The organism is Micromonospora sp. HK10, assembly GCF_000982955.1.
In the GTDB taxonomy this organism is placed as follows: Bacteria; Actinomycetota; Actinomycetes; order Mycobacteriales; family Micromonosporaceae; genus Micromonospora.
The window spans coordinates 1-23,469 of sequence record NZ_KQ058658.1 but is presented as its reverse complement, the minus strand read 5'-3'; the positions used below and the strand labels follow the sequence as shown (position 1 = coordinate 23,469).

Genomic DNA, 23,469 nt, shown 5'->3' with positions numbered 1-23,469 from the left:
AAGGACACCGCCCGGATGGGACCGGACAGCCGGCTGGTCGGCACGGCGCTGACCCTCGCGTACGACCGGCGCATCGTCGCCGAGGACCTCACCGTGGCGGTGCCGGACGGCTCGTTCACCGTGATCATCGGCCCGAACGCGTGCGGCAAGTCGACCCTGCTGCGGGCGCTGGCCAGGCTGTTGCGGCCCACCCGTGGCACGGTGCTGCTCGACGGCGCCGACATCCACCGCCGGCCGGCCCGCCAGGTCGCCCGTACCCTCGGGCTCCTGCCCCAGTCCGCGGTCGCGCCGGACGGCCTCACCGTGGCCGAGCTGGTCGCCCGCGGCCGCTACCCGCACCAGGGCCTGCTGCGCCAGTGGTCCCGCGAGGACGAGCGGGTGGTCGCCGGGGCGATGGCCGACACCGGGGTCGCGGAGCTGGCCGACCGCCCGGTCGACGAACTCTCCGGCGGGCAACGGCAACGGGTCTGGATCGCCATGGCGCTGGCCCAGCAGACCCCGCTGCTGCTGCTCGACGAGCCGACCACCTATCTGGACATCGCCCACCAGGTGGAGGTGCTGGACCTGTGCGCCCGGCTGCACGAGGAGCAGGGCCGCACCCTGGTCGCCGTGCTGCACGACCTGCACCAGGCGGCCCGCTACGCCACCCATCTGGTGGCGATGCGCGACGGGCGGGTGGTCGCCGCCGGCGATCCGCGCCGGATCGTCACCGCCGAGCTGGTGCAGGAGGTCTTCGGGCTGCCCTGCCGGGTCATCGAGGACCCGGAGACCGGTGCCCCGCTGGTGCTGCCGGCCGCCCGCCGGGCCACGCCGGCAGCCGGCTGAGGCCGGTCAGAACCGGGTACGGGGCAGCCAGCCCAGGAACCGCTCGCGGGCCTGGGCCAGGGAGAGCGCCGGCAGGTCCTGCACCGCGGCGACCAGGCACGCGCCGAGGTAGACCGCCAGGCCCGCGCTCGCCCCACCGAACTCCACCAGCAACTGGCTCTGCTTGGTCGGGCAGGGCCACGCGGCACCGCACCCGGTGCAGAACCACCCCGGCGGGGTGGGCAGGTGCTCGGGAGGACGGGAGGCCGTGTACCGGCGGGCGGCGGCGTTGCCCGCCGGCGCGCCGGTCGTCACCCGGCGCCCGTTGCGGGCCGGGCCGGCCGGGTGCAGCCGTCCCCGCACGGTGCCGAGCAGCGCGCCGACCCGGATCAACGCGTCCGCGCCGACCCGGTGCGGCAGCAACGCGCTGAGCAGATGGTGGCCGAGCGCGTCGAAGGCGTCCCGGCTCAGCCGGCTCTGCCGGCAGAGCAGCAGCAGTCGCTCGGGCACCGGCGCCACGTCGGCCACGAGGACCTCGGCGAGCAGGTCGCGCAGGCACGACTCCCACACCGGTGTTCGCTCCGCCATCCGGCCGCGCAGCCGGTCGTCCCGTGTCGCCCGCCGCACGGCCTCGCTCGCCGCCGCGTTCCCGATCTGCCTGGCGGTCCTGGTGTCCACCGCGGTCCCCCTCCCCACACCGTCGACCCGTTGCCCTCCCGGCGACCGGAATCGGCAACCCGTCCCCGCATGATCCACGGGCCCCGCCGACGCGATCTAGTACCTGACACGCGGGCCGTTAGTCCAAATGCGAATCAGACCCGGAACTGGCTGTGTGATCAGTCAGTCACGCATACAATCCACCTCGGCGCTATTCCCAGCAACGGGAATCGCTCGCCACCACCAATCGTCCCAGCGCCCTCGAGACACCGGCATCCGGAGGCGGAGTGAGGACCCTGGCACCGGCGACGCACCAATTCGACAGCCGAGACCCCGACGACATCCACCACCATCTCGCCACCACGTACGGCACCCGGTTACGCCTGCGCGCCCGCGACGGCGACTACCGGCTCACCCACTGGCGCACCGACCTCGGCCTGGTCCGCCTCGACGACCTCAGCCAGTCCACCGACCTGACGGTCGGCATCGACGGCCTCGACACCCTGGTCGTCTGCGAACCACTCACCGGCGAGGTCAACCGGACCCGCGACGGCGAGGCGGTCCGCTACCTGCCCGGCGACGTGCACGTGGTGAGCCGGCCGCAGCAGCCGTGCACAGTGGACTGGCGACCCGGCCGGGTGGCCCTCTGCGTCCTCGACCTCGCCCTGCTCGCCGAGGTCAGCGGCGAGGACGCAACCGCCGACGCGGTGCGCAACGCCGATCTCGGCGCGGCCCCGCCCCACCTGGCCCGGCACTGGCGGACCACCACCGCCTACGTCCGCCGGGCCCTGCTGTCCGAACCGGACGCCCTGCGCAGCCCACTGGTGATGGGCGCCACCGCCCGGCTGCTGGCCGCCTCGGCCCTGGCCCTCTGCGACGCGAGCCCGCCCCCGGCCACGCGGCGGGACACCGCGGACGCCGGCGGCGCCACCCTCCGCCGCGCCGTCGCCTACCTGGAGGAGCACGCCCACCTGGACGTCAGCGTCGCCCAGGTGGCCGCGGCGGCCCGGGTCTCACCGCGCGCCCTGCAACTGGCCTTCCGCCGGCACCTGGACACCACCCCGATGGCCTACCTGCGGGACATCCGGCTGCGGCGCGCCCACCGGGAGCTGCAGGTCGCCGACCCGGGCCGGGAAACCGTGGCCGGCATCGCCCTGCGCTGGGGCTTCCTCAGCCACAGCCGGTTCACCGCCCGCTACCGGGCCACCTTCGGCGTCGCCCCGCGGCGCACCCTGTACGGCTGACCCGGCCGGGCTATCCCCGGCCGAACGCGAACTCGTGCCGGGTGCGCCAGGAGTCGGGCGCCGCCGTTCCGGCGATGAGCCGGACCGTGTCGACGGTGGTGCGGATCGGCAGCCGGCCGGCGACCGCCTCGGCGGCCTGCGCCAGCACCTGCTTCGGGGCGTCATGCCCGATGGTCAGGTGCGGTACGGGCTCGGCATGGGCGCCGCCATAGGGCGCCGCCTCCGGGAACCGCCGCCACACGGCCGCGGTGAGGTGGCGAAACACGTCGTCCGGGTCCGGCGCGAGCCAGACGACCGTGTCCCCGAACCACTTCACCTCCGCGAACGACACCTCGCCGCACGGGGTGGCCGCGCAGATCCGGTCCAGGTCGGTGATCACCTCGTCGGTGATCCGATCCGGGGGCAGGAACGGGTAGAGCACGGTCACATGCGCGGGCACTCCCCAACCGGCCGCCACGTCGAGGGCGGACCGGAAGCGTCCCACCGCCGGCTCGGCCTCGGGCACGACGACGATCAGGGCGGTCTCGGTGGGCTTCATCGGCCCAGCCTCCGGTCATCGTCGGACACGGTCCAGCGGGTTTCGTGACCGGCGGCTCCACCCGCAGGGCATCCTAGGAGGCTGGACCACCGGGTGCGGCCCGATGCGACCCGGGATGGACGCGAATCGGGCTCGCGGTCGGGCCGGGGCGACTACGGTCGGAACGGTGGGCGATCAGCACGGGGTGATCGAGGCCCTCAAGACGGATCCGGCCCTGGCGGAGCTGCGCGGCTCGCTGGAGCGGTACTACGGCGACCCGGCCCGCGACGCCGCGATGGACGCCTTCTACGCCCCCCTGGTCCGCCCCGGCGACCTGGTCTTCGACGTCGGCGCGCACGTCGGCGACCGGCTCGGCAGCTTCCGCCGGCTCGGCGCCCGGGTGGTGGCCGTCGAACCGCAGCCGCTCTGCGCCCGGGCGCTGCGCGCCCTCTACGCCCGCGACGCCCAGGTCACCGTGGTCGAGGCCGCCTGCGGGGCCCGCCCGGAACGGCTCCGGCTGCACCTCAACTCCGCCAATCCCACGGTCTCCACGGCGTCGGCCCGGTTCGTCCGGGCCGCGGCCGGAGCGCGTGGCTGGGAGCGCGAGACCTGGGACGACCAGATCGAGGTCGCCGCCACCACGCTGGACGAGCTGATCGCCGCGCACGGCGTACCGGCCTTCGTGAAGATCGACGTGGAGGGCTTCGAGGACGCCGTGCTGGCCGGGCTGAGCCGCCCGCTGCCGGCGCTGTCGTTCGAGTTCACCACCATCGCCCGGGAGCTGGCCGGGCGGTGCCTGGACCGGCTGACCGGGCTCGGCTTCACCCGGTTCAGCCTCGCCGTCGGTGACGAGATGCGGCTCGCCCTGCCGGGCTGGCGGCCGGCGGACGAGGTGGCCGCCCACCTGGCCGCGCTGCCGCACGAGGCCAACTCGGGCGACGTCTACTGCCGCACCGCGTCCTGGTGACCCCGTCCGGCCCGCGGGAACGTCGCCACAGGTGAGCGGCCCTGCCGGCGGGTCCACCGTGCACAGTGGTCGACGCCGCCGTCGCGGCCCTTTTTTAGCATTTTGAATTTAGTCATGTTTTGTTACCGGCCCGTTATTGACGTGACCGCAGCCCCTTCGGTTGACTGCGTGAAACCGGTTCCGAGAGCGCTCTCTCCACCGCCCCCACTACCCGGGAAGGTCACCGTGCCGATCACCATCGCCGACGTCGCCACCCGGGCGGGGGTGAGCAAGACCACCGTCTCGCGGGTGCTCAACGGCAAGGGCGAGGTGCACGTCCGCACCGCCGACCGGGTCCGGGCCGTGATCAGCGACCTCGGGTACGTGCCGAGCGCCCGCGCCGTCGGCCTGGCGCGCGGCCACACCCGGGTGGTCGGCATGCTGGTGCCCGCGCTCACCTGGCCCTGGATGGGCGAGGTGCTGCAGGGCGCCGCCGACGTGGTCGAGTCCGAGGGGTACGGGCTGCTGCTGTTCACCTGCACCCACGGCGACGAGTCGATGCGCCGGTTCGCCTCCCAGGTCTCCGCGAAGTCCTTCGACGGGCTCCTGGTCGTCGAGCCGGAGGGCACCCTCGACTACATCACCGAACTGCACGAACGCGGCCTGCCGGTGATCCTCATCGACGACCGCGGCCACCAGCCGGGCTTCCCCTCGGTGCGGACCACCAACACCGCCGGCGCCCGGGCCGCGGCGAACCACCTGCTGGCGCTGGGCCGGCGCCGACCGCTCGTGGTGACCGGGCTGCGCCGCTTCGGCTGCACCCGGGAACGGCTGGCCGGCTTCGCGGAGGGCTACGCCGACGCCGGCGTACCCATCGACCCCGACCTGGTCGTGGAGGGCGACTTCACCTTCGAGTGCGGCCGGGCGGCGGTGCAGCGGCTGCTGGCCGGCGGCGTGCCGTTCGACGCCGTGTTCGCCCACAACGACCTCTCCGCCGCGGGCGCGCTCCAGGCGCTGCGCGACGCCGGCCGGCGCGTCCCCGACGACGTGGCCGTCGTCGGCTTCGACGACCTGCCGCTGGCCGGGCACACCCACCCGCCGTTGAGCTCGGTGCACCAGCCGTTGCGGGAGATGGGAGCCGTCGCCGCCCGTACCCTCATCGCCCACCTCGCCGGCCGGCCGCTGACCCACGCACCGACCGTCATCCCCACCAGCTTCACCGTCCGCGCCTCGACCGGCGTCACCTGACCCCGCACCGATCGCTCCACCACCCACACCGGCGGGCAGCACGGCCGCCGGTGGCACCACCGCACACCCTCCATCCACCACATCCCGCTCGAGAACACGCGGGACCACCGAGGGAGACCTCCATGAGAAGAAGGCAGTTCCTCGCCGTGGCGCTGGCCGGCGCCCTGGCCACCGGGGTCGTCGCCTGCGGCGACAGCCCGAACGCCAACAACAAGAAGAGCGGCCCGGCCGCCACGGTGCTCACCATCGGCATGCCGAACGGCCCGCAGGCGGAGAACAACAACCCGTTCCTCACCACCTCGGCCGCTGCCTCGCTGGGCTACCGCTGGCAGATCTTCGAGCCGCTGATGATGTGGAACCCGGTCAAGCCGGCCGAGCCGTTCAAGCCGTGGCTGGCCACCAAGGCCGAGTGGTCGGCCGACTACACCTCGGTGAAGGTCACCATCCGCGACAACGCCAGCTGGTCCGACGGCCAGAAGCTCACCGCCGAGGACGTCGCGTTCACCTACAACCTGGTCAAGAAGTACCCGGCCCTGAACGACCAGGGCGTGCCCTACACCGACGCGACCGCCAGCGGCAACGAGGTCACCATCAAGATGGCCAGCCCGCAGTTCGTCAACCAGCAGAAGGTGCTGTGGCGGGTGCCGATCGTGCCCAAGCACATCTGGGAGAAGATCAGCGACCCGACCACCGACGCCGTCAAGGCGCCGGTGGGCAGCGGCCCGTACACGCTGAAGTCGTTCACCCCGGCCAGCATGACGCTGGCGGTGCGGGACAGCGGCTACTGGCAGGAGCTGCCGAAGGTCAAGGAGCTGCGCTACACCTCCTACACGGACAACAGCGCGCAGACCACCGCGCTGGCCAACGGCGAGTCGGAGTGGAGCTTCGTCTTCATCCCCAACTACCAGGCCGTCTTCGTCGCCAAGGACCAGCAGCACCACAAGGTCTGGGCGCCGGCCATCCTGGGCATCCACGGCCTCTACCTGAACACCACGAAGAAGCCGTTCGACGACCCGATCCTGCGGCGCGCCATGAACATGGTCATCGACCGCGAGGACATCTTCACCACCGCCGAGGCCGGCTACTTCCACCCGCTGGTCAAGAGCGTGACCGGCCTGCCCAGCCCGGCCGGTGACTCGTTCGTCGCGCCCGAGTTCAAGGGCCAGGAGCACAAGGTCGACGTCGACGGCGCCAAGGCGCTGCTCACCGGTGCCGGCTACAAGCTCGACGGCAACACCCTCAAGGACAAGACCGGTAGGGCCGTGACGATCAAGCTGACCGACCCGGCCGGCTGGTCGGACTACCAGACCAGCCTGGAGATCGTGAAGGACGGCCTGTCGAAGATCGGCATCGCCGCGACCGTCGACAAGGCCAACCAGGACGCCTGGTTCCGCAACGTCGAGCAGGGCAACTTCGAGGCGACCTTCCGGTGGACCGAGGGCGGCGCCACGCCGTACGACATCTACCGGACCATCATGGACGGCCGGCAGCTCAAGCCGATCGGCACCGCCTCGCCCGCCGGCAACTTCGGCCGCTTCAACAACAAGCAGGCGACCGACGCGCTCGTCGCGTACGCCAACGCCACCGACGACGCCGCGCGCACCGCCGCGATGAACACCCTGCAGAAGATCTTCGTCGAGCAGATGCCGATGATCCCGGTCGGCGCGGACAACATCGGCGGCGCGTACAGCACGAAGAACTGGACCGGCTGGCCGGACGACTCGAACCCGTACGGCGCGATGCAGCCCACCCAGCCCAACGCGCTGGACGTGGTCCTGCACCTCAAGCCCGCCAACGGCTGATCCGTCACCGCCTCCCGTTCGTGACACGGCAACCCCCAGACAGGAACTCGGCATGACGTTGAGCGAGAGCGCGGCGGCGCCGGCCGGCGAGGTGGTGCTGGAGGCCGTCGGCCTGACCAAGCACTTCCCCGTCCGCAGGCGGCTGCGTGACCTCTTCTCCCGGACGCCGGCGGTCGTCCACGCCGTCGACGACGTCTCGTTCGCGCTGCGGCGCGGCCAGGTGACGGCGCTGGTCGGGGAATCCGGCTCCGGCAAGTCCACGGTGGCCCGGCTGCTGGCCCAGCTCTACCCGCGCACCGCCGGCGACCTCCGCCTGCACGGCGCGCCGACCCGGGTACGCGGCGGTCGCCGCTTCCGGGCGTACGTGCGACAGGTCCAGTTGATCCTGCAGGACCCGTTCGCCTCGTTGAACCCGGTGCACACCGTCCGCTACCACCTCACCCGGTCGCTGCGGATCCACGGCAACGCCGGCCGCAGCGCCGAGGACCTGGAGAAGGCCCTCGCCGACCTGCTGGCCCGGGTCAGCCTCACCCCGGCCGAGCGCTACCTGGACGCGTTCCCGCACGAGCTCTCCGGCGGCCAGCGGCAGCGGGTCGCGATCGCCCGGGCGCTCGGCGCCGACCCCGAGGTGCTGCTCGCCGACGAGCCGGTCTCCATGCTCGACGTCTCGATCCGCCTCGGCGTGCTCAACCTGCTCCAGGACCTCAAGAACCGGCTCAACCTGGCGATCCTCTACATCACCCACGACATCGCCTCGGCCCGCTACTTCGCCGACGAGACGATCGTGATGTACGCCGGCCGGATGGTCGAGGGCGGCGACAGCGAGACCGTCACCCAGCACCCGGCCCACCCGTACACCCGGCTGCTCACCGAGTCGGCGCCGGACCCGGAGCGGATCACCGGCGACGGCGCCGGTGCCGCCCGGGCCGACCGCGGCCGGGGCGAGCCACCCAGCCTGATCAACCCGCCCGCCGGCTGCCGGTTCCACCCGCGCTGCCCGCACGCCATGCGGCGCTGCACCACCGACCTGCCGCCCCGGCTGACCATCGACGACCGGCCCGGGCACTGGGCGGCGTGCTGGCTCTACGACCCGGCCACCGTCGCCGCCGACGCCCCCGGCTCCGCCGCCCCCGACGCCGACCCGGCCGTGCCGCCGCCACCGGCGCTGGCCGAGCGGGCCGGCGACACCGCGCCCCTGGAGGAGGCACGATGAGGTTCCTCCTGCAGCGCACCGTCTTCTACCTGTTCACCGCCTGGGCGGCGATCACGCTCAACTTCTTCATCCCGCGGCTGGTCCCGGGCGACCCGGTGCAGTCCCTCATCACCCGCAACCAGGGCCGGATCAGCGCCGACGCCATCGAGTCCCTGCGGGTGCTGTTCGGGCTGGACCGCAACGACAGCCTGTGGGAGCAGTACCTCGACTACTGGCGGCAGCTGCTGCACGGTGACCTCGGGCTGTCGTTCACCTTCTTCCCGGCGCCGGTGTCGACGGTGATCGGCGACAGCCTGCCGTGGACGGTCGGCCTGGTCGGCATCACCACGATCGTCAGCTTCCTGCTCGGCACCGCGCTCGGCGTCGGCGCCGGCTGGCGGCGTGGCTCGTGGATCGACGGGCTGCTGCCGGCCACCACGTTCCTCTCCTCGATCCCCTACTTCTGGCTGGGCCTGGTCGCCATCGCCGTGTTCGCCGGACCGGGCAGCTTCTTCCCGTCCTCCGGCGGCTACGAGGCGGGCCTGGTGCCGGCGTTCGACCAGTACTTCATCCCGAGCGCGATCCAGCACAGCATCCTGCCCGCCGCCACCATCCTGGTCTCCTCGATGAGCGGCTGGATCCTGAGCATGCGCAACATGATGGTCACCGTCTCGTCCGAGGACTACATCACCGTCGCGCACGCCAAGGGCCTGTCGGAGCGCCGGGTGGCGCTCAGCTACGCGGCCCGCAACGCGCTGCTGCCCAACGTCTCGGGCTTCGCGCTGTCCCTCGGGTTCATCGTCGGCGGCACCCTGCTCGTGGAGATCGTCTTCTCCTACCCGGGCCTCGGCTACCAGCTCTTCCAGGCGGTCGGGTCCAAGGACTACCCGCTGATGCAGGGGATCTTCCTGATCATCACGATCTCGGTGCTGGTGGCGAACCTGCTCGCCGACGTGGCGTACCTGCTCCTCGACCCGCGGACCCGAAAGAGCTGAGCGATGACAATCTCCCCGTCGAGCATCGAGCAGGTCATCCCCGGCCAGGGGGCGATGGCCCAGCCGTCCGCCACGCCAGGCCGGACCAAGCGGCGCCGGCTGCGCTTCGTGGCCAACGCCAAGGCGGCCACCGGCCTGGCCATCCTCGGCATCTACTGCCTCTTCGCGGTGATCGGGCCGTGGGTCGCCCCGTACGACCCGGACGCGCGCAGCGGCGACGTGCTGCAGGCGCCGTCGGCCAGCCACTGGTTCGGCACCACCCACCTGGGGCAGGACATCTTCAGCCAGATCCTGGTCGGCGCGCGCAGCGTCATGGTGGTGGGGCTGCTCGCCGGCGTGCTGGCCACCATCCTGTCCATCCTGATCGGCGTCACCGCCGGCTACCTCGGCGGGGTGACCGACGAAGGGCTGTCGGCCATGTCGAACGTCTTCCTGGTCATCCCGGCGCTGCCGCTGATCATCATCGTGACGTCGATCGTCGAGCAGGCCAGCGACACGCTGGTCGCGCTCATCATCGGGCTCACCTCGTGGGCGTGGGGCGCCCGGGTACTGCGCGCCCAGACGCTGTCGCTGCGCCGTCGCGACTACGTCGAGGCGGCCCGGGCCACCGGCGAGCGGACCTGGCGGATCATCCTGTTCGAGATCCTGCCGAACCTCACCGCGATCATCGCCTCGGGCTTCGTCGGCACCGTCATCTTCGCGGTGATGTCGGAGATCACCCTGGCCTTCATCGGCATCTCGTCGATCTCCTCGTGGAACTGGGGCACCATCCTGTTCTGGGCGCAGGGCCAGCAGGCCCTGGCCCAGGGCGCCTGGTGGTGGTTCGTGCCGGCCGGGTTGGCCATCGCGGTGCTCGGCACCGCCCTCGCGCTGATCAACTTCGGCATCGACGAGTTCGTCAGCCCCCGGCTGCGCACCGGCGGCCGGACCCGGATCCGCACCGCCGACGGGCGCACCGTGCGGATGCGGGTGGGCTTCACCCCGGTCCTGGCCCCGAAGCCGGCCGTCCCGGCGCCCCGCGAGGCGGCGCCCCGGGTGGACGGCGCCCGGTGAGCGCGCGTACTGCGGCGGAGCGGAGCCCCGCCGTCCGGAACGAAGGAAGGTACCGATGACCGATCCGGTCCTGGAGATCCGCGGCCTCCGCGTCGACTACGGGCTCGGCGACCAGGCGGTGCGGGCGGTCCGCGACGTCGACCTGACCCTGCACCGGGGCGAGGTGCTGGGGCTGGCCGGCGAGAGCGGCAGCGGCAAGTCGACGCTGGCGTACGGCCTGACCCGGCTGCTGCCGCCGCCCGGCGTGGTCAGCGGCGGCCAGGTGATCTACCACCCGGTCGACGGCCCCCCGGTCGACGTGCTGTCCCTCACCCCGGCGCAGCTGCGCCGCTTCCGCTGGGCGGAGACGTCCATCGTGTTCCAGGGCGCGATGAACTCGCTGAACCCGGTGCACAAGGTCGCCACCCAGCTGCTGGACGTGATCCGGGCGCACGAGCCGAAGAGCACGCCGGCCGCCCGGCTGGCCCGGGCCAGGGAGCTGCTGCGGCTGGTCGGCATCGCCGCCGACCGGCTGGACAGCCACCCGCACCAGCTCTCCGGCGGCATGCGGCAACGCGTCATGATCGCCATGGCGCTGGCCCTGGAGCCGCAGGTCGTCATCATGGACGAGCCGACCACCGCGCTGGACGTGGTGATGCAACGGCAGATCCTCGGGCAGCTCGCCGAACTGCGCGAGCGGCTCGGCTTCGCGGTGCTGTTCATCACCCACGACCTGTCGCTGCTGGTCGAGTTCTCCGACCGGATCGCCATCATGTACGGCGGCCGGATCATCGAACAGGCGCCCGCCGGGCAGCTCTACCGGGACGCCCTGCACCCGTACACCGAGGGACTGCTGCACAGCTTCCCGGCGCTGCACGGGCCCCGCCGGGAGCTGACCGGCATCCCGGGCTCGCCGCCGGACCTGCGGGCGATGCCGTCCGGGTGCGCGTTCCACCCGCGCTGCCCGAAGGCCTTCGACCCGTGCGACGAGACGCTGCCGCCGCTCGGCCCGCCCGGCGACGGCCGGCCGGACCGGACCGTCGCCTGCTGGCTGCACCCGGTCGCCACCCCCCGCTGACCACCACCACCTCACCGAACACCCGCGACCCGCGAGGAGAACCATGGACACCGACCTCACCCGATCCACCAGCACCGGGCAGGCCGACCCGATCGACACCCTGCCGCCGACCTTCCGGTGGGGGGTGGCGACCTCGTCGTACCAGATCGAGGGCGCGGTGGCCGAGGACGGCCGCACCCCGTCCGTCTGGGACACCTTCTGCCGGGTGCCGGGTGCGGTGGCCAACGGCGACACCGGTGACGTGGCCTGCGACCACTACCACCGGATGCCGCAGGACGTCGCCCTCATCGCCGACCTGGGCCTGGACACCTACCGCTTCTCGGTGGCCTGGCCGCGGGTGCAGCCCGGTGGGCGCGGTCCGGCCAATCCGGCCGGCCTGGCCTTCTACGACCGGCTGGTGGACGAGTTGCTGGGTCGGGGCGTCGACCCGTGGGTCACGCTCTACCACTGGGACCTGCCGCAGGAGCTGGAGGACGCGGGCGGCTGGCCGAACCGGGACACCGCGTACCGCTTCGCCGACTACGCCGAGCTGGTCTTCGCCGCGCTCGGCGACCGGGTGAAGACCTGGACCACGCTGAACGAGCCGTGGTGCTCGGCGATGCTCGGGTACGCGTACGGCCTGCACGCGCCCGGCCGGCGGGACCTCGGCGACGGCATCGCCGCCGCGCACCACCTGCTGCTCGGTCACGGGCTGGCGGTGCGGCGGCTGCGCGCGGCGGCGACCGCCCCGATCGAGCTGGGGCTGACGCTGAACCTGGCCACCGCCGACCCGGCGACCGACAGCGCGGCCGACCGGGACGCCGCGCGGGCCGCCGACGGGCTGGGCAACCGGCTCTACCTCGACCCGGTGTTCCGCGGCGCGTACCCGCAGGACGTGGTGGCCGACCTCGCCGCCGAGGGGGTGCGGATCCCGGTCGAGGAGGGCGACCTGGCGGTCATCTCGTCCCCGATCGACGTGCTCGGGGTGAACTACTACTTCGGGCAGGTCCACTCCGGGGTGGACGAGCAGGGCCGCGAGCGGGACGACGACGGCCGGCCGGTGCGCCGGGTGGTCCGCCGGGACCTGCCGCGCACCGCGATGGACTGGGAGATCGTGCCGGAGTCCTTCACCGACCTGCTGGTCCGGCTGCACCGGGACTACCCGGGCGTGCCGCTGGTGATCACCGAGAACGGTGCGGCGTTCGACGACAAGCCGGACGCCGACGGTTTCGTGGCCGACGACGACCGGGTGGCGTACCTGACCGAGCACCTGCGGGCGGTGGCCCGGGCCCGGCAGGCGGGCGCCGACGTGCGCGGCTACTTCGCCTGGTCGCTGCTGGACAACTTCGAGTGGGCGTACGGCTACGACAAGCGGTTCGGCATCGTCCGGGTCGACTACGACACGCAGCGGCGCACCCTCAAGCGCAGCGCGCACTGGTACCGCGACACGGTCCGGCGGGTGCGCGGGGCGAGCTGATCCGCGCCGCCGCGCGGCCGCCCGGTGCGTGACCCGGGCGGTCGCCGCCGGCGGGCGAGGGCAGCCTCAGCGCTCGCGGGCCGGTCGGGCCAGGGGGCCGGCGGTCCGCTGGCCGCCGGGCCGACGTACCGGCCGCAGCACCGCCGGGGTGAGCCGGGCGGCCGGCTCGCGCGGCACGCCGCCGTCGCGCAGCAGCCGGGCCATCGGCAGGGTGGCCGCGCCCATCGCGACCGCGTCCGGTCCGAGCCGGCCCAGCTCGATCGAGGTCTGGGCGTACGGCTGGCGCAGGGCGTGCCGCCCGGTGGCCGCGCGGATCTGCGGCAGGTAGCGCTCGCCGAGGGCCAGTCCGGCCCAGCCGCCGAGCACCACCCGCTCCGGGTTGAAGAGGTTGACCAGGTTCGCCACCCCGGCGCCGAGGTAGCCGACGGTCTCGTCGAGCACCCGGGCGGCCGTGCGGCCGCGGGAGCGGAGCAGTTCGGCGAAGGCGCTCTCCTCGTCGCCGCCGGGCGCCGGGCGGCCCCGGTTGGCCTGGCGGAACCGGTCCAGCACCCCCTCCGCGCCGACGTACGCCTCCAGGCAGCCCTGGTTGCCGCAGCGGCAGCGGCGGCCGCCGTACACCAGGGTGGTGTGCCCCCACTCGCCGGCGCTGCTGTGCGCGCCCCGGTAGCCGACGCCGTCGGCGACCACGCAGGCGCCCACGCCGGAGCCGACCAGGGCGACCACCGCGTGCCGGACGCCGCGGCCGGCGCCGAACCACATCTCGGCCTGGCCGAGCGTCTTCGCGCCGTTGTCGATGTGCACCGGGATGTCGGTGCCGGCGCGCAGCATCGCGCCGAGCGGCACCCCCGCCCAGCCGAGGGTCTGCGCGTGCACCACCGCGTCGGCGGTCCGCTCGACCGTGCCGGCCACCGCGACGCCGAAGCCGAGGACGGCGGCCGGCGCGACGCCGGCCTGCCCGATGACCGCGTCGAGGCCGCGCAGCAGGTGCCGCGCCACGTCCTGCGGGTCGGGCCCGGCGGCGGCGATCGGGTACTCGGCCTTGGCCAGCGCGGTCATCGCCAGGTCGAAGAGCTCGACCTGGACCCGGGTCTCTCCGACGTCGGCGCCGACCAGGTAGCCGTAGCCGGGGGCGACCCGCAGCAGCACCCGGGGCCGGCCACCATCGGACTCGACCGAGCCGGCCTCCTCGACCAGCCCTTCGGTGATCATCTCGCCGACCAGGTTGCTCACGCTGGCCAGGCTCAGCGCCGTGCTCTGCCCCAGCTCGTGGCGGCTGAGCGGCCCGTCCAGCCAGATCCGGGTCAGCAGCAGCGACCGGTTGGCCCGACGCATGTCCCGCACGGTGGTGCGCCTGGCGTCCATGTCCGCCCACCCCTCCCCTGTCACCACCCGCGCGGCCCACCCCGGGATGCGTCATCCCAGATTAATGCCGTGAAGAAAGTGGTGAAGGGCCCGGTCGGTGGATACCGCGGCAGGCCACACATTTACATTTAACAAAGTTAACTGATAGCCTCCGGCGCATCGACGAGGAGGTATGTCATGCGACTTCGACGCGGGATGACCGCACTGCTCGGCGGCGCCGCGCTGCTCGCCGCCACCGCCGCCCTGCCCGCCGCCGCCGGCAGCGCCGCGACCGCCGGCCCGACCGCCCTGGTCTCCTGCACCGGCGTGCCCGCCTGGGCCGAGGGGGTGACCTGGACGGCGGGCAGCCGGGCCAGCTACGCCGGCCGGCTCTACCAGGCGCTGGTGACGCACACCCCGCCGGCGGGCGCCGGCTGGACGCCGCCGGCCACCCCGGCGCTCTGGACCGACCTCGGGGCCTGCGGCGCCGGCACCCCGTCGCCGAGCCCCACCACGAGGCCACCGTCACCGACCCCGACGCCCACGCCGACGTCCTCCCCGTCCCCCACCGCGACGCCCACACCCCCGCCGACCGGCACCCCGCCCCCCGGCGGGAGCACCTGCGCGCTCCGGTCCCGGCCCACCGGCAAGGTGCTGCAGGGCTACTGGGAGAACTGGGACGGCGCGGCCAACGGCGTACACCCGGGGATGGGCTGGATCCCGATCACCGACAGTCGGATCCGGGCCCACGGCTACACCGTGGTCACCGCCGCCTTCCCGGTGATCCGCGCCGACGGCACCGTGCTCTGGGAGGACGGCATGGACGCCGGCGTGAAGGTGCCCACCCCGACCGAGGTGTGCCAGGCCAAGGCCGCCGGGCTGACCGTGCTGCTCTCGATCGGCGGCGCGACCGCCGGCATCGACCTCGGCTCCAGCGCCGTGGCCGACCGGTTCGTCGCCACCGTGGTCCCCATCCTCAAGCGGTACAACTTCGACGGCATCGACATCGACATCGAGACCGGGCTCACCGGCAGCGGCACCATCAACCAGCTCTCCACCTCCCAGGCCAACCTGGTCCGGATCATCGACGGGGTGCTGGCCCAGATGCCGGCCGGGTTCGGGCTCACCATGGCCCCGGAGACCGCGTACGTCACCGGCGGCAGCGTCACCTACGGCTCGATCTGGGGCGCCTACCTGCCGATCATCAAGCGGTACGCCGACAACGGCCGGCTCTGGTGGTTGAACATGCAGTACTACAACGGCAGCATGTACGGCTGCGCCGGCGACTCGTACCCGGCCGGCACGGTGCAGGGCTTCGTGGCGCAGACCAGCTGCCTCAACGCCGGCCTGGTCGTGCAGGGCGTCACCATCCGCGTCCCGTACGACAAGCAGGTTCCCGGCCTGCCCGCGCAGAGCGGCGCCGGTGGCGGATACCTGGCCCCGTCGGCGGTGGCGCAGGCGTGGAACACCTTCGGGGGCGGCCTCAAGGGGCTGATGACCTGGTCGGTCAACTGGGACGGGTCCAAGGGCTGGACCTTCGGCGACAACGTCCGGGCCCTCCAGGGCCGGTGACGGCCGGCGGGGCTGCGCAGGCGCGCGCAGCCCCGCCGCTCCCAGCCGCCTGTTCCGGGTCCGGCGGCGACGCGCAGTCGGTGCCGCGCCGCGCCGGGCGGAGGTGGGGCTGCTGCTGGGCCGCGCCCGCTCCCCGCCGACTTCCTCCCCCGTGACAAATGTCAGCCGTGCCATCGACGCGCGGCGCTAACGTCGTCGGCGGAGCCGATGTCCGGGGTAACGGGAGGGACGCGATGTCGAGGCCTGTGGCGGCGAGCCGGACCGCGGTCATGGTGTGCCAGGGGCGCGCCGCCGCCGACGGGGTGATCGCGCCCGGCCGCTTCGCGGACCCGACCGCGATGACCCTGCTGCGACCGGACGAGCGGGAGGCCGTCGGGTGGGTACGCGACGGCGCGGTACCCGGGACCTGGCGGCAGCGGATCGACTACGAGACGGTCCGGGCCGCCGCCGCGACGATGGTGCCCCGGACCGTCGCCATCGACGACGCGGTACGCGCCCACCCGTGCCCGCAGCTGGTGATTCTCGGCGCCGGGCTGGACGGCCGGGCGTGGCGGATGCCGGAGCTGGCCGGGGTGGCGGTCTTCGAGGTCGACCAGCCGGCCACCCAGCGGGACAAGCGGGACCGGGCCGCCGGGCTGGACGGCACCCCGCCCACGTTCGTCCCGGTGGACTTCGGCCGCGACCGGCTGCCCGAGGCGCTGGCCGCCCACGGGCACCGCGCCGAGGTGCCCACCACCTGGATCTGGGAGGGCGTGGTGCCCTACCTGACCCGGGCCGAGGTGGCCGCCACCATGGCCGGGCTGGTCGCCGGCTCGGCGCCGGGCAGCTGCCTGATCGTCAACTACCAGAGCCCCGCCGCGGTCGCCACCGGGGGCCGCGTCCTGGCCCGGCTGCTGACCGCCTCCACCGGCCGGCGGAGCGTCTGGGCGACCGAGCCGTGGCGCTCGACCTGGACCCCCGCCGCGATGGCCGCCCTGCTCGCCCGGCACGGCTACCGGGTGACCCGGGACGAGAGCCTGCTCGACGTCGGGCGGCGGCTGGCGTTGCCGGTCGGCCGGGCCAGCTCGCTGCGCCACGGCCGGGTGCTGGTGGCCGACCGGGCCTGACCGGACGTCGGCCCGCGCGGTTCCGGCGCTGGACCGGACGCATGCCCGCGCGCTTCCGGGGCTGCCCGGACGCAGGGCGCGGTTCCGGGCCGGCCGCGGGCCGCCGCGTGACCGGCCCCGGCGAAACCGCTCGCCGCACAGTGGATCACGGGACGCGGAATGCTGGCAGGATGGCCCGGTGGACCTGAACTCCGGCGCCGGGCTGCTGCACCGGCTGACCTCGTACGTGCCGGATCGCGAGTGGAACGTGCCCGTGGACGACCCACGCGTCCGCCACGACCTCGTGCCGAACGATCCGGCGACCATGCCACCGCCGATGAAGGGCTACCCGCCGGGCCGGCCCGTCCTGGCGTTGCCGCGCGACCTGCCCGATCCCGGCCTGCCCGCGACGGCCGTCCTGGCCGGCGTGCCGGCGACGGCCCGGCCGCTCGACGCGGCGCAACTCGGCCGCCTGCTCTTCCTCGGCGCCGGCGTCGTGCGCACGGGCGAGCGCCAGGGCCGCCGCTTCCTCTACCGGGCCGCCGGCTCGGCCGGGGCACGTTTCCCGCTGGAGGTCTACGCGAGCACCCGCGGGATCGCCGGCGTGCCGGACGGGGTGCACTGGTACGACGCCGCACGGCACGCGCTCGTGCCGGTCGCGCCCGCCGCGAGCGGGCAGGCCACCACGCTCGTGGTGACCGGGGTGCCCTGGCGGACCGGGTGGCGGTACGCCGAGCGCGGCTGGCGGCACCTCTACTGGGACGCCGGGACGCTGCTGTCCCAGCTGTCGGCGGCGGCCGCGAGCGCCGGCCTGGCGCCCCGGCTGCGCTCCCTCTTCCCGGACGCCACGGTGCGCGACCTGGTCGGCGCGGACGGGGTGCACGAGTACCCGTTGGCCCTGCTCTCGCTCGGCGACGGCGAGCCGGCGATCGTGCCCACCGGGCCGGCGGTCGCGGGCGTGCTCCCCCCGGTGGAGCTGCCGCTGTGCACCGCCGCCCAGCGCGCCGGCGAGCGGGACGACCTCGGCGCGCCGTGGCCGGAGGCACCCGCGCTGCCCGACTTCCCGCCGTCCGACTCCCTCGACGAGGTGGTCCGGCGGCGCGGTTCGCAGCGGCGGATGGACCGGTCCCGGACCCTGCCCCGCCCGTTGCTCGACTGGTCCCTGGCCGCGGCCCTGCGCGGGGTGGCCGTGCCGCACTGGGTCGCCGTGCACGGCGTCGACGAGGTGCCCGCCGGCCTGTACCGCTGGCCCGACCTCGGCACGCCGCTGCGCGCCGGGAGCCTGCGCGACGACCTGCTGCGGATCTGCCTGGACCAGTCGCTCGCCGGGGACGCCGCGTACGTCGTCATCGCGGCCACCCGGCTGTCCACACTCGACGACCGGAGCTACCGCGACGCCCAGCTCGCCGCCGGGCTCGTGGAGGGCCGGCTGCACCTGGCCGCGTACGCGCTCGGGGCGGGGGCCTCCGGGATGACCTTCGTCGACTCGATGGTGCCGGCGCTGCTGTCCGAGCCGGCGGACCTGGCGACGCTGCTCTTCACCTGCGTCGGGGTGCCGGAGTACCGCAACCGCGGTGGCGGCGCCCCGGGCGCACCGGTCGAGGTGCGGCCCGTCCTGCCCCGCCTCGGACGCGCCTGACCGGGGGCCCGCGGCCCGCCAGCAGCGGTGCCGCCCCGGGCGGTCACCGGTCCGGGGCGGTGTCCAGGCGGACGCAGCAGGCGCCGGGGCGGGGCGCGAGCCGGGGCAGCAGGTCGGTGCGGCCGGCGCCGTCGACCAGCCCGCCGAGGAAGGCGTTGTTGAGCCCGCAGACCAGCGCGGTCTGCCGGGCCGCCAGGGCGTGGAACGGGCAGTTGCGCAGCAGCACCTGGTCGCCGAGTGACTCCGGTGCGAAGCCGAGTCCGGCGAGCACGCCCACCACGTCCTCGTCGGCCTCGCGGATGCGTACGCCGATGTCCCGGCCGCGCTGCCGGGCGTGCCGCCGCGCCGCCTCGGGGGCGTCGTGCGGGTCGTCGGCGACGGCGTCGGCGAGGATCTCGGCGATCAGCTCGTAGCGCCGTTCGGGGACGGTGATGGCCAGCCCGTCGCCGGCCGCCTGGTAGACCTTCGGCGTGCGGCCACGCCCGCGGGGCTGGTCGGCCGGCGTCTCGTAGTGGGCCCGCAGCAGTCCCGACTCGACGAGCTTGTCGAGGTGGAACGCGGTGAGGTTGCGGGACATCCCGTGCGCGGCGGCCGCCTCCTCGCGGGTGACCGGATGGTCGGCCCGGCACACGTAGTCGTAGAGCGCCCGTCGGGACCGGTCGACGAGCGCGGCCATCGCGCTCCAGCGCTCCCCGCCACTCACGCCCCGAGGTTATCACCAACGATGGCTATTGAAATTCCGGACGCGCTGGGGCAGCATGACCGCTATCACCAATGAGCATTGGTGAAAATCTTCTGGGGGTTCCCCGTGCGACCCATGGATCAGGCCAAGCACCCGGTGACCACACTGGCCGGCCGGTACGGCCACCCGCTGCATCCCGCGCTGGTCGCGGTGCCGATCGGCGCCTGGGTGGCCAGCTTCGCCTTCGACCTCGCCACCCGCTTCGTACCCGGGTCACCGGACCTCGCCGACGGCGCGCGGTGGCTCATCGGCCTCGGCGTCGTCGGTGCGCTCGCCGCCGCGCTGCTCGGCTTCCTCGACCTGTTCGCCATCCCCACCGGCACCCGCGCCTTCCGCACCGCGCTCGCGCACATGGCGATCAACCTCGCGGTCACCGGCGGGTACGCGGTCAACTTCGCGCTCCGGGACGCCGGCCCGCCTGGCGCGGCACCGCTGGCGCTCTCCGCGGTCGGCCTCGCCGGGCTGGCCGTCGGCGGGTACCTCGGCGGCGAACTGGCCTACCGCTACGGCGTCCGGGTCGCCGACGAGCACACCCAGGCGCAGGGCTACCACCACGCAGACAAGGAGAACGACTGATGGGCATCGCCGCACTCGTCACCTGGCTGATCACGGCCGCCGGTGGCTTCGTCATGCTCGGCACCTGGATCAGCCGCGGCGGCCACCGACCGGACAGCGGCAGCCGCCTGGCGCCGGGCCTGGTCTTCGGTCACGCCGCGCTGGCCGCGATCGGGCTGGTGCTGTGGATCGTCCACCTGCTCCTCGACGACCGCGTGCTCGCCTGGGTCGCGTTCGCCGCCCTGCTGCCGGTGGCCCTGCTCGGGTTCACCATGCTGGCCCGCTGGATCCCCACCCGCCGCTCCGGCACCGCCGAGTCCCGCTTCCCCGTCCCGGTGGTCGTCGGCCACGGCCTGTTCGCCGTCGCCACGCTGGTGCTGACCGCGCTCGCGGCCCTCGGCACGGGCGGTCGCTGAGATGACCGTCACCGCGCTGCGGGTGCGGCACGAGCGTCCCCGCCCCGACCCGGTCGCCGCCGAACGGGCCGCGGCGGAGTTCCTCGCCGCGCTCGGCGTGGACCTCTCCGCCGACGGGCTCGCCGACACCCCGGGCCGGATGGCCCGGGCCTACGCCGAACTGCTCACCCCCCGCGAGTTCCAGCTCACCACCTTCGCCAACGACGAGGGGTACGACGAGCTGGTGCTGGCCCGGGCCATCCCGATCCGGTCGGTCTGCGAACACCACCTGCTGCCGTTCGTCGGCGTCGCGCACGTGGGCTACCTGCCCGGCACGCGCATCCTCGGACTGTCCAAACTGGCCCGGGTGGTCGAGCTGTTCGCCCACGGCCCCCAGGTCCAGGAGCGCCTCACCAAGCAGATCGCCGACTGGCTGACCGCGAACCTGCACCCGCACGGCGTCGGCGTGGTCATCGAGGCCGAACACCTGTGCATGACGCTGCGCGGCGTGCAGGCCGTCGGCAGCAGCACCATCACCTCCACCCTGCTCGGCACCCTGCGCGACGACCACCGCTCCCGCGCCGAGTTCTTCACCCTCACCGGCGTCGGCCCCCGCTGACCGACGTACCGCCAGAAAGGAGCTGGACCGATGTCGACGACCGACCGGTTCGTCATCGTGGGTGCCGGGCTCGCCGGCGCGCGGGCCGCCCAGACGCTGCGGGAGGAGGGCTTCGCCGGCGGCATCGTCGTGCTCGGCGACGAACCCGAGCGGCCGTACGAACGGCCACCGCTGTCCAAGGGGCTGCTGACCGGCGGCGCCGAACCCGACAGCGTGTTCGTGCACGACGCCGGGTGGTACGCGGCGCACGACGTCGACCTGCGCACCGCCACCCGGGCGGTCGCCGTCGACCGGGCCGCCCGCACGGTCCGGCTCGCCGACGGCGAGCAGCTGCGCTACGGCAAGCTGCTGCTGGCCACCGGTGCCACGCCCCGCGACCTCGCGGTGCCCGGCGGGCACCTGGCGGGGGTGCTGCGGCTGCGTACCCTCGCCGACAGCCGCCGGATCGGCGCCGCGCTGGTCGACGGCGCGCGCGTGGTGATCGTCGGGGCGGGCTGGATCGGCCTGGAAGTGGCCGCCGCCGCCCGGCACCGCGGCGTCACCGTCGACGTCGTCGAGACGGCCGCGCTGCCGTTGCGCCGGGTGCTCGGCGACGAGATCGCGCGGGTCTTCGCCGACCTGCACCGGGACCACGGCGTCACCTTCCACTTCGGCGCGGAGGTCCACGAGATCCGCGGCACCGATCGCGTCTCCTCGGTCCGGCTGGCCGACGGCACCGAGCTGCCGGCCGACGCCGTGGTGGTCGCCGTGGGCGTACGGCCGAACACCGAGCTGGCGACCGCGGCGGGCCTGGCCGTCGAGAACGGCATCCACGTCGACGCGTCCCTGCGCACCGCGGACCCCGACGTGCACGCCGCCGGTGACGTGGCCAACGCCTACCATCCGGTGCTGCGCCGGCGGCTGCGCGTCGAGCACTGGGCGAACGCGCTGCACGGCGGCCCCGCCGCGGCCCGGGCCATGCTCGGCCAGCCGGTCAGCTACGACGACCTGCCCTACTTCTACACCGACCAGTACGAGCTGGGCATGGAGTACGTCGGGCACGCCCCGCCCGGGGCGACCGACCGGGTGGTCGTCCGGGGCGACCTCGCCAAGCGCGAGTTCATCGCGTTCTGGACCGCCGGCGGGCGGGTGCTCGCCGGGATGAACGTCAACGTGTGGGACGTCGTCCCGGAGATCCGGCGGCTCGTCACGGCGGCCCACCCGGTCGACCTCGACCGGCTGGCCGACCCGGACGTGCCCCTCGCCGACCTGCTGCCGGCGGAGCCGCCCGCCGAACGGCGGGCCGGGTAGCCGGCGGCCCCGCCACGCGGACCGGCCGGCGCCCACGGGTGCCGGCCGGCTCCGGCCGGGCGGGGCGGCCGGTGGCGGCGGTCGGGATGTCCGGCCGGTGCCGGTGGTCGGCGTGGCCGGCCGGCTCCGGCGGGCCGGCCTCACCCCGGGTGCGCCGGGGGCGGGGACGTCAGCCGGCGGGCTCCCGTTGCTGGCGCGGCCGGGCCGGTGCGTCCTCCCGGTCGATCCGCAGCTCCCGCTCGAGCGCGGCGATGACCGCGCGCAGGTCGTCCAGCCGCTGGGTGAGCGCGATCCGGTCCAACTCGTCGGGCAACCCGTCGCCGTCCTCGTCGTAGTCCGGGGCCAGCCGCTCGGTCATCTCCAGCCGGCGAGCCTCCTCCATGGAGTTGACGATGACCGCGATCAGGATGTTGAGCAGCAGGTTCACGGTGATCAGGACGAAGCTGACGTAGTAGACCAGGGTCCACGGCGACACCGCGATGCCCTGTTCGATCAGGTCCGGCAGGGTCTCCAGGGACAGCAGCACGAACAGGGTCAGCAGCGAGCGACCGATGTCGCCGTACTGCTCCGGGTAGTGCTTCCCGAAGATCAGCCAGCCGGCCATGCCGTACATGTAGAGGGTCACCCCGGCCAGCGCGAGGAAACCCGCGACCCCGGGCAGGCTGCGCCACAGCGCCGCCACGATGGTGCGCAGCCCGGGTGAGAACCGGACCAGGCGCAGCACCCGGGCGACCCGCAGGAAGCGCAGCACTCCCGAGTCGCCGTGCAGGCCCGGGATGAAGATGGTGGCGGTGACCAGGAAGTCGAAGACGTTCCAGCCGTGCTTGAAGAAGTCCTGCGGCCGGCGGCCGTAGGCCAGCACCCGGATCGCGATCTCGACGACGAAGACGAGCCGGAAGAACCACTCGATCCACCGCAGGGCCGGGTGCGCCGCACCGAGGTCCCGGTAGGTCTCGAAGCCGAGCACCGCCCCGTTCAGCATGATCACCACGACGATCACCACGTCGAAGGCGCGCGAGTCGGCGATCAGCGCACAACGGTCCGCCAGCTTCGAGCGCGGCGCGGGCGGCGCGCCCCGCGGCCCCGGCACGGTGGGCCCCGTCACCGCCCCGACCCGCCCGCGCTTGCGGCGGGGCCGTCGGACAAGGTGGGTGCGCGGTGCCGGGCAAGCATGCCGACAAGCCTAGAGGTGCCGCCGGTACGGGCGCGGGCCCGGCGACCCGGCCGGAGCGGCCCGCCGGCGACCGCCGGAGCGGCCCG

22 protein-coding genes are annotated in these 23,469 nt (G+C 74.0%); 17 read left to right on the top strand and 5 right to left on the bottom strand.

What is annotated here, in order from left to right:
• The first annotated feature begins 15 nt into the window (after positions 1-15).
• Positions 16-825 carry an ABC transporter ATP-binding protein gene (locus LQ51_RS01530; protein WP_046562821.1) on the top strand — a complete coding sequence of 270 codons (810 nt, stop codon included), beginning with the start codon at positions 16-18 and terminating at the stop codon, positions 823-825.
• Positions 826-831: 6 nt separating this feature from the next.
• On the opposite strand, the gene LQ51_RS33645 is transcribed toward LQ51_RS01530, so the two are convergent.
• Positions 832-1,482 carry a hypothetical protein gene (locus LQ51_RS33645; protein WP_231605171.1) on the bottom strand — a complete coding sequence of 217 codons (651 nt, stop codon included), beginning with the start codon at positions 1,480-1,482 and terminating at the stop codon, positions 832-834.
• A gap of 266 nt (positions 1,483-1,748) precedes the next feature.
• Between LQ51_RS33645 and LQ51_RS01520 the strand changes: the two genes are divergently transcribed.
• Positions 1,749-2,705 carry a helix-turn-helix transcriptional regulator gene (locus tag LQ51_RS01520; RefSeq protein ID WP_052744721.1) on the top strand — a complete coding sequence of 319 codons (957 nt, stop codon included), beginning with the start codon at positions 1,749-1,751 and terminating at the stop codon, positions 2,703-2,705.
• A 10-nt stretch (positions 2,706-2,715) separates the two neighbouring features.
• Here LQ51_RS01520 and LQ51_RS01515 read toward each other — a convergent pair whose 3' ends face one another.
• The gene (locus LQ51_RS01515) at positions 2,716-3,243 is read right to left on the bottom strand and encodes a 2'-5' RNA ligase family protein (protein ID WP_046562794.1); all 528 of its coding nucleotides are present in this window, start codon (positions 3,241-3,243) and stop codon (positions 2,716-2,718) included.
• A gap of 166 nt (positions 3,244-3,409) precedes the next feature.
• On the opposite strand from LQ51_RS01515, the gene LQ51_RS01510 reads away from it, so the two are divergent.
• The 8 genes from LQ51_RS01510 (at position 3,410) to LQ51_RS01475 (ending at position 12,971) form a co-directional block, all read left to right on the top strand.
• Positions 3,410-4,189 (top strand): FkbM family methyltransferase, encoded by a 780-nt coding sequence (locus tag LQ51_RS01510; RefSeq protein WP_231605169.1) that lies wholly within the window; start codon positions 3,410-3,412, stop codon positions 4,187-4,189.
• A gap of 225 nt (positions 4,190-4,414) precedes the next feature.
• Entirely contained in the window at positions 4,415-5,416 is a 1,002-nt protein-coding gene (locus tag LQ51_RS01505; protein WP_046562793.1) for a LacI family DNA-binding transcriptional regulator, read from the top strand.
• Positions 5,417-5,538: 122 nt separating this feature from the next.
• Complete coding sequence (locus tag LQ51_RS01500; RefSeq protein ID WP_046562792.1) at positions 5,539-7,218, top strand: ABC transporter substrate-binding protein; 1,680 nt, start codon at positions 5,539-5,541, stop codon at positions 7,216-7,218.
• 52 nt (positions 7,219-7,270) lie between these two features.
• A complete protein-coding gene (locus tag LQ51_RS34445; RefSeq protein ID WP_046562791.1) occupies positions 7,271-8,431 on the top strand; it encodes an ABC transporter ATP-binding protein in 1,161 nt (386 codons plus the stop codon).
• Positions 8,428-9,405, top strand: coding sequence for an ABC transporter permease (locus LQ51_RS01490; protein ID WP_046562790.1), 978 nt, complete (start codon positions 8,428-8,430; stop codon positions 9,403-9,405). The genes LQ51_RS34445 and LQ51_RS01490 overlap by 4 nt, the downstream gene beginning before the upstream one ends.
• A gap of 3 nt (positions 9,406-9,408) precedes the next feature.
• Positions 9,409-10,458, top strand: a complete 1,050-nt coding sequence (locus tag LQ51_RS01485; RefSeq protein ID WP_046562789.1) for an ABC transporter permease — start codon at positions 9,409-9,411, stop codon at positions 10,456-10,458.
• Between the two features lie 55 nt (positions 10,459-10,513).
• A complete protein-coding gene (locus LQ51_RS01480) occupies positions 10,514-11,515 on the top strand; it encodes an ABC transporter ATP-binding protein (RefSeq protein WP_046562788.1) in 1,002 nt (333 codons plus the stop codon).
• A 43-nt stretch (positions 11,516-11,558) separates the two neighbouring features.
• The gene (locus LQ51_RS01475) at positions 11,559-12,971 is read left to right on the top strand and encodes a GH1 family beta-glucosidase (protein ID WP_046562787.1); all 1,413 of its coding nucleotides are present in this window, start codon (positions 11,559-11,561) and stop codon (positions 12,969-12,971) included.
• Positions 12,972-13,037: 66 nt separating this feature from the next.
• Here the strand turns inward: LQ51_RS01475 and LQ51_RS01470 are convergent, their stop codons facing one another.
• On the bottom strand, positions 13,038-14,333 hold the full coding sequence (locus LQ51_RS01470; protein ID WP_082159219.1) for an ROK family transcriptional regulator: 1,296 nt from the start codon (positions 14,331-14,333) through the stop codon (positions 13,038-13,040).
• A gap of 177 nt (positions 14,334-14,510) precedes the next feature.
• Between LQ51_RS01470 and LQ51_RS01465 the strand changes: the two genes are divergently transcribed.
• The 3 genes from LQ51_RS01465 to LQ51_RS01455 all read left to right on the top strand — a co-directional run bounded on the left by LQ51_RS01465 (position 14,511) and on the right by LQ51_RS01455 (position 18,608).
• The gene (locus tag LQ51_RS01465; protein ID WP_046562786.1) at positions 14,511-15,884 is read left to right on the top strand and encodes a glycosyl hydrolase family 18 protein; all 1,374 of its coding nucleotides are present in this window, start codon (positions 14,511-14,513) and stop codon (positions 15,882-15,884) included.
• Between the two features lie 233 nt (positions 15,885-16,117).
• A complete protein-coding gene (locus tag LQ51_RS01460) occupies positions 16,118-16,990 on the top strand; it encodes a class I SAM-dependent methyltransferase (RefSeq protein ID WP_046562785.1) in 873 nt (290 codons plus the stop codon).
• A 178-nt stretch (positions 16,991-17,168) separates the two neighbouring features.
• Positions 17,169-18,608: a nitroreductase family protein gene (locus LQ51_RS01455; RefSeq protein WP_082159218.1), complete on the top strand. Its 1,440-nt coding sequence runs from the start codon at positions 17,169-17,171 to the stop codon at positions 18,606-18,608.
• A gap of 43 nt (positions 18,609-18,651) precedes the next feature.
• Here LQ51_RS01455 and LQ51_RS01450 read toward each other — a convergent pair whose 3' ends face one another.
• Positions 18,652-19,311: a helix-turn-helix transcriptional regulator gene (locus LQ51_RS01450; protein ID WP_231605158.1), complete on the bottom strand. Its 660-nt coding sequence runs from the start codon at positions 19,309-19,311 to the stop codon at positions 18,652-18,654.
• Positions 19,312-19,425: 114 nt separating this feature from the next.
• Here LQ51_RS01450 and LQ51_RS01445 point away from each other — a divergent pair, with 114 nt between their 5' ends.
• The 4 genes from LQ51_RS01445 to LQ51_RS01430 are packed head-to-tail and all read left to right on the top strand — an operon-like array spanning position 19,426 to position 22,209.
• Positions 19,426-19,926: a DUF2231 domain-containing protein gene (locus tag LQ51_RS01445; protein ID WP_046562783.1), complete on the top strand. Its 501-nt coding sequence runs from the start codon at positions 19,426-19,428 to the stop codon at positions 19,924-19,926.
• On the top strand, positions 19,926-20,321 hold the full coding sequence (locus LQ51_RS01440; protein ID WP_046562782.1) for a hypothetical protein: 396 nt from the start codon (positions 19,926-19,928) through the stop codon (positions 20,319-20,321). The genes LQ51_RS01445 and LQ51_RS01440 overlap by 1 nt, the downstream gene beginning before the upstream one ends.
• Position 20,322: 1 nt before the next feature.
• Positions 20,323-20,919, top strand: a complete 597-nt coding sequence (gene folE / locus LQ51_RS01435; RefSeq protein ID WP_046562781.1) for a GTP cyclohydrolase I FolE — start codon at positions 20,323-20,325, stop codon at positions 20,917-20,919.
• Positions 20,920-20,949: 30 nt separating this feature from the next.
• Positions 20,950-22,209, top strand: a complete 1,260-nt coding sequence (locus LQ51_RS01430) for an NAD(P)/FAD-dependent oxidoreductase (RefSeq protein ID WP_046562780.1) — start codon at positions 20,950-20,952, stop codon at positions 22,207-22,209.
• A 169-nt stretch (positions 22,210-22,378) separates the two neighbouring features.
• Here the strand turns inward: LQ51_RS01430 and LQ51_RS01425 are convergent, their stop codons facing one another.
• Positions 22,379-23,314 (bottom strand): ion transporter, encoded by a 936-nt coding sequence (locus tag LQ51_RS01425; protein WP_046562779.1) that lies wholly within the window; start codon positions 23,312-23,314, stop codon positions 22,379-22,381.
• Positions 23,315-23,469 lie beyond the last annotated feature (155 nt).

Coding starts and splice junctions, on each gene's coding strand:
- LQ51_RS01530 (WP_046562821.1), top strand. CDS start 16: ATGGGACCGGACAGCCGGCTGGTCGGCACGGCGCTGACCCTCGCGTAC.
- LQ51_RS01515 (WP_046562794.1), bottom strand. CDS start 3,243: ATGAAGCCCACCGAGACCGCCCTGATCGTCGTCGTGCCCGAGGCCGAG.
- LQ51_RS01500 (WP_046562792.1), top strand. CDS start 5,539: ATGAGAAGAAGGCAGTTCCTCGCCGTGGCGCTGGCCGGCGCCCTGGCC.
- LQ51_RS34445 (WP_046562791.1), top strand. CDS start 7,271: ATGACGTTGAGCGAGAGCGCGGCGGCGCCGGCCGGCGAGGTGGTGCTG.
- LQ51_RS01490 (WP_046562790.1), top strand. CDS start 8,428: ATGAGGTTCCTCCTGCAGCGCACCGTCTTCTACCTGTTCACCGCCTGG.
- LQ51_RS01485 (WP_046562789.1), top strand. CDS start 9,409: ATGACAATCTCCCCGTCGAGCATCGAGCAGGTCATCCCCGGCCAGGGG.
- LQ51_RS01480 (WP_046562788.1), top strand. CDS start 10,514: ATGACCGATCCGGTCCTGGAGATCCGCGGCCTCCGCGTCGACTACGGG.
- LQ51_RS01475 (WP_046562787.1), top strand. CDS start 11,559: ATGGACACCGACCTCACCCGATCCACCAGCACCGGGCAGGCCGACCCG.
- LQ51_RS01470 (WP_082159219.1), bottom strand. CDS start 14,333: ATGGACGCCAGGCGCACCACCGTGCGGGACATGCGTCGGGCCAACCGG.
- LQ51_RS01465 (WP_046562786.1), top strand. CDS start 14,511: ATGCGACTTCGACGCGGGATGACCGCACTGCTCGGCGGCGCCGCGCTG.
- LQ51_RS01460 (WP_046562785.1), top strand. CDS start 16,118: ATGTCGAGGCCTGTGGCGGCGAGCCGGACCGCGGTCATGGTGTGCCAG.
- LQ51_RS01445 (WP_046562783.1), top strand. CDS start 19,426: ATGGATCAGGCCAAGCACCCGGTGACCACACTGGCCGGCCGGTACGGC.
- LQ51_RS01440 (WP_046562782.1), top strand. CDS start 19,926: ATGGGCATCGCCGCACTCGTCACCTGGCTGATCACGGCCGCCGGTGGC.
- folE (WP_046562781.1), top strand. CDS start 20,323: ATGACCGTCACCGCGCTGCGGGTGCGGCACGAGCGTCCCCGCCCCGAC.
- LQ51_RS01430 (WP_046562780.1), top strand. CDS start 20,950: ATGTCGACGACCGACCGGTTCGTCATCGTGGGTGCCGGGCTCGCCGGC.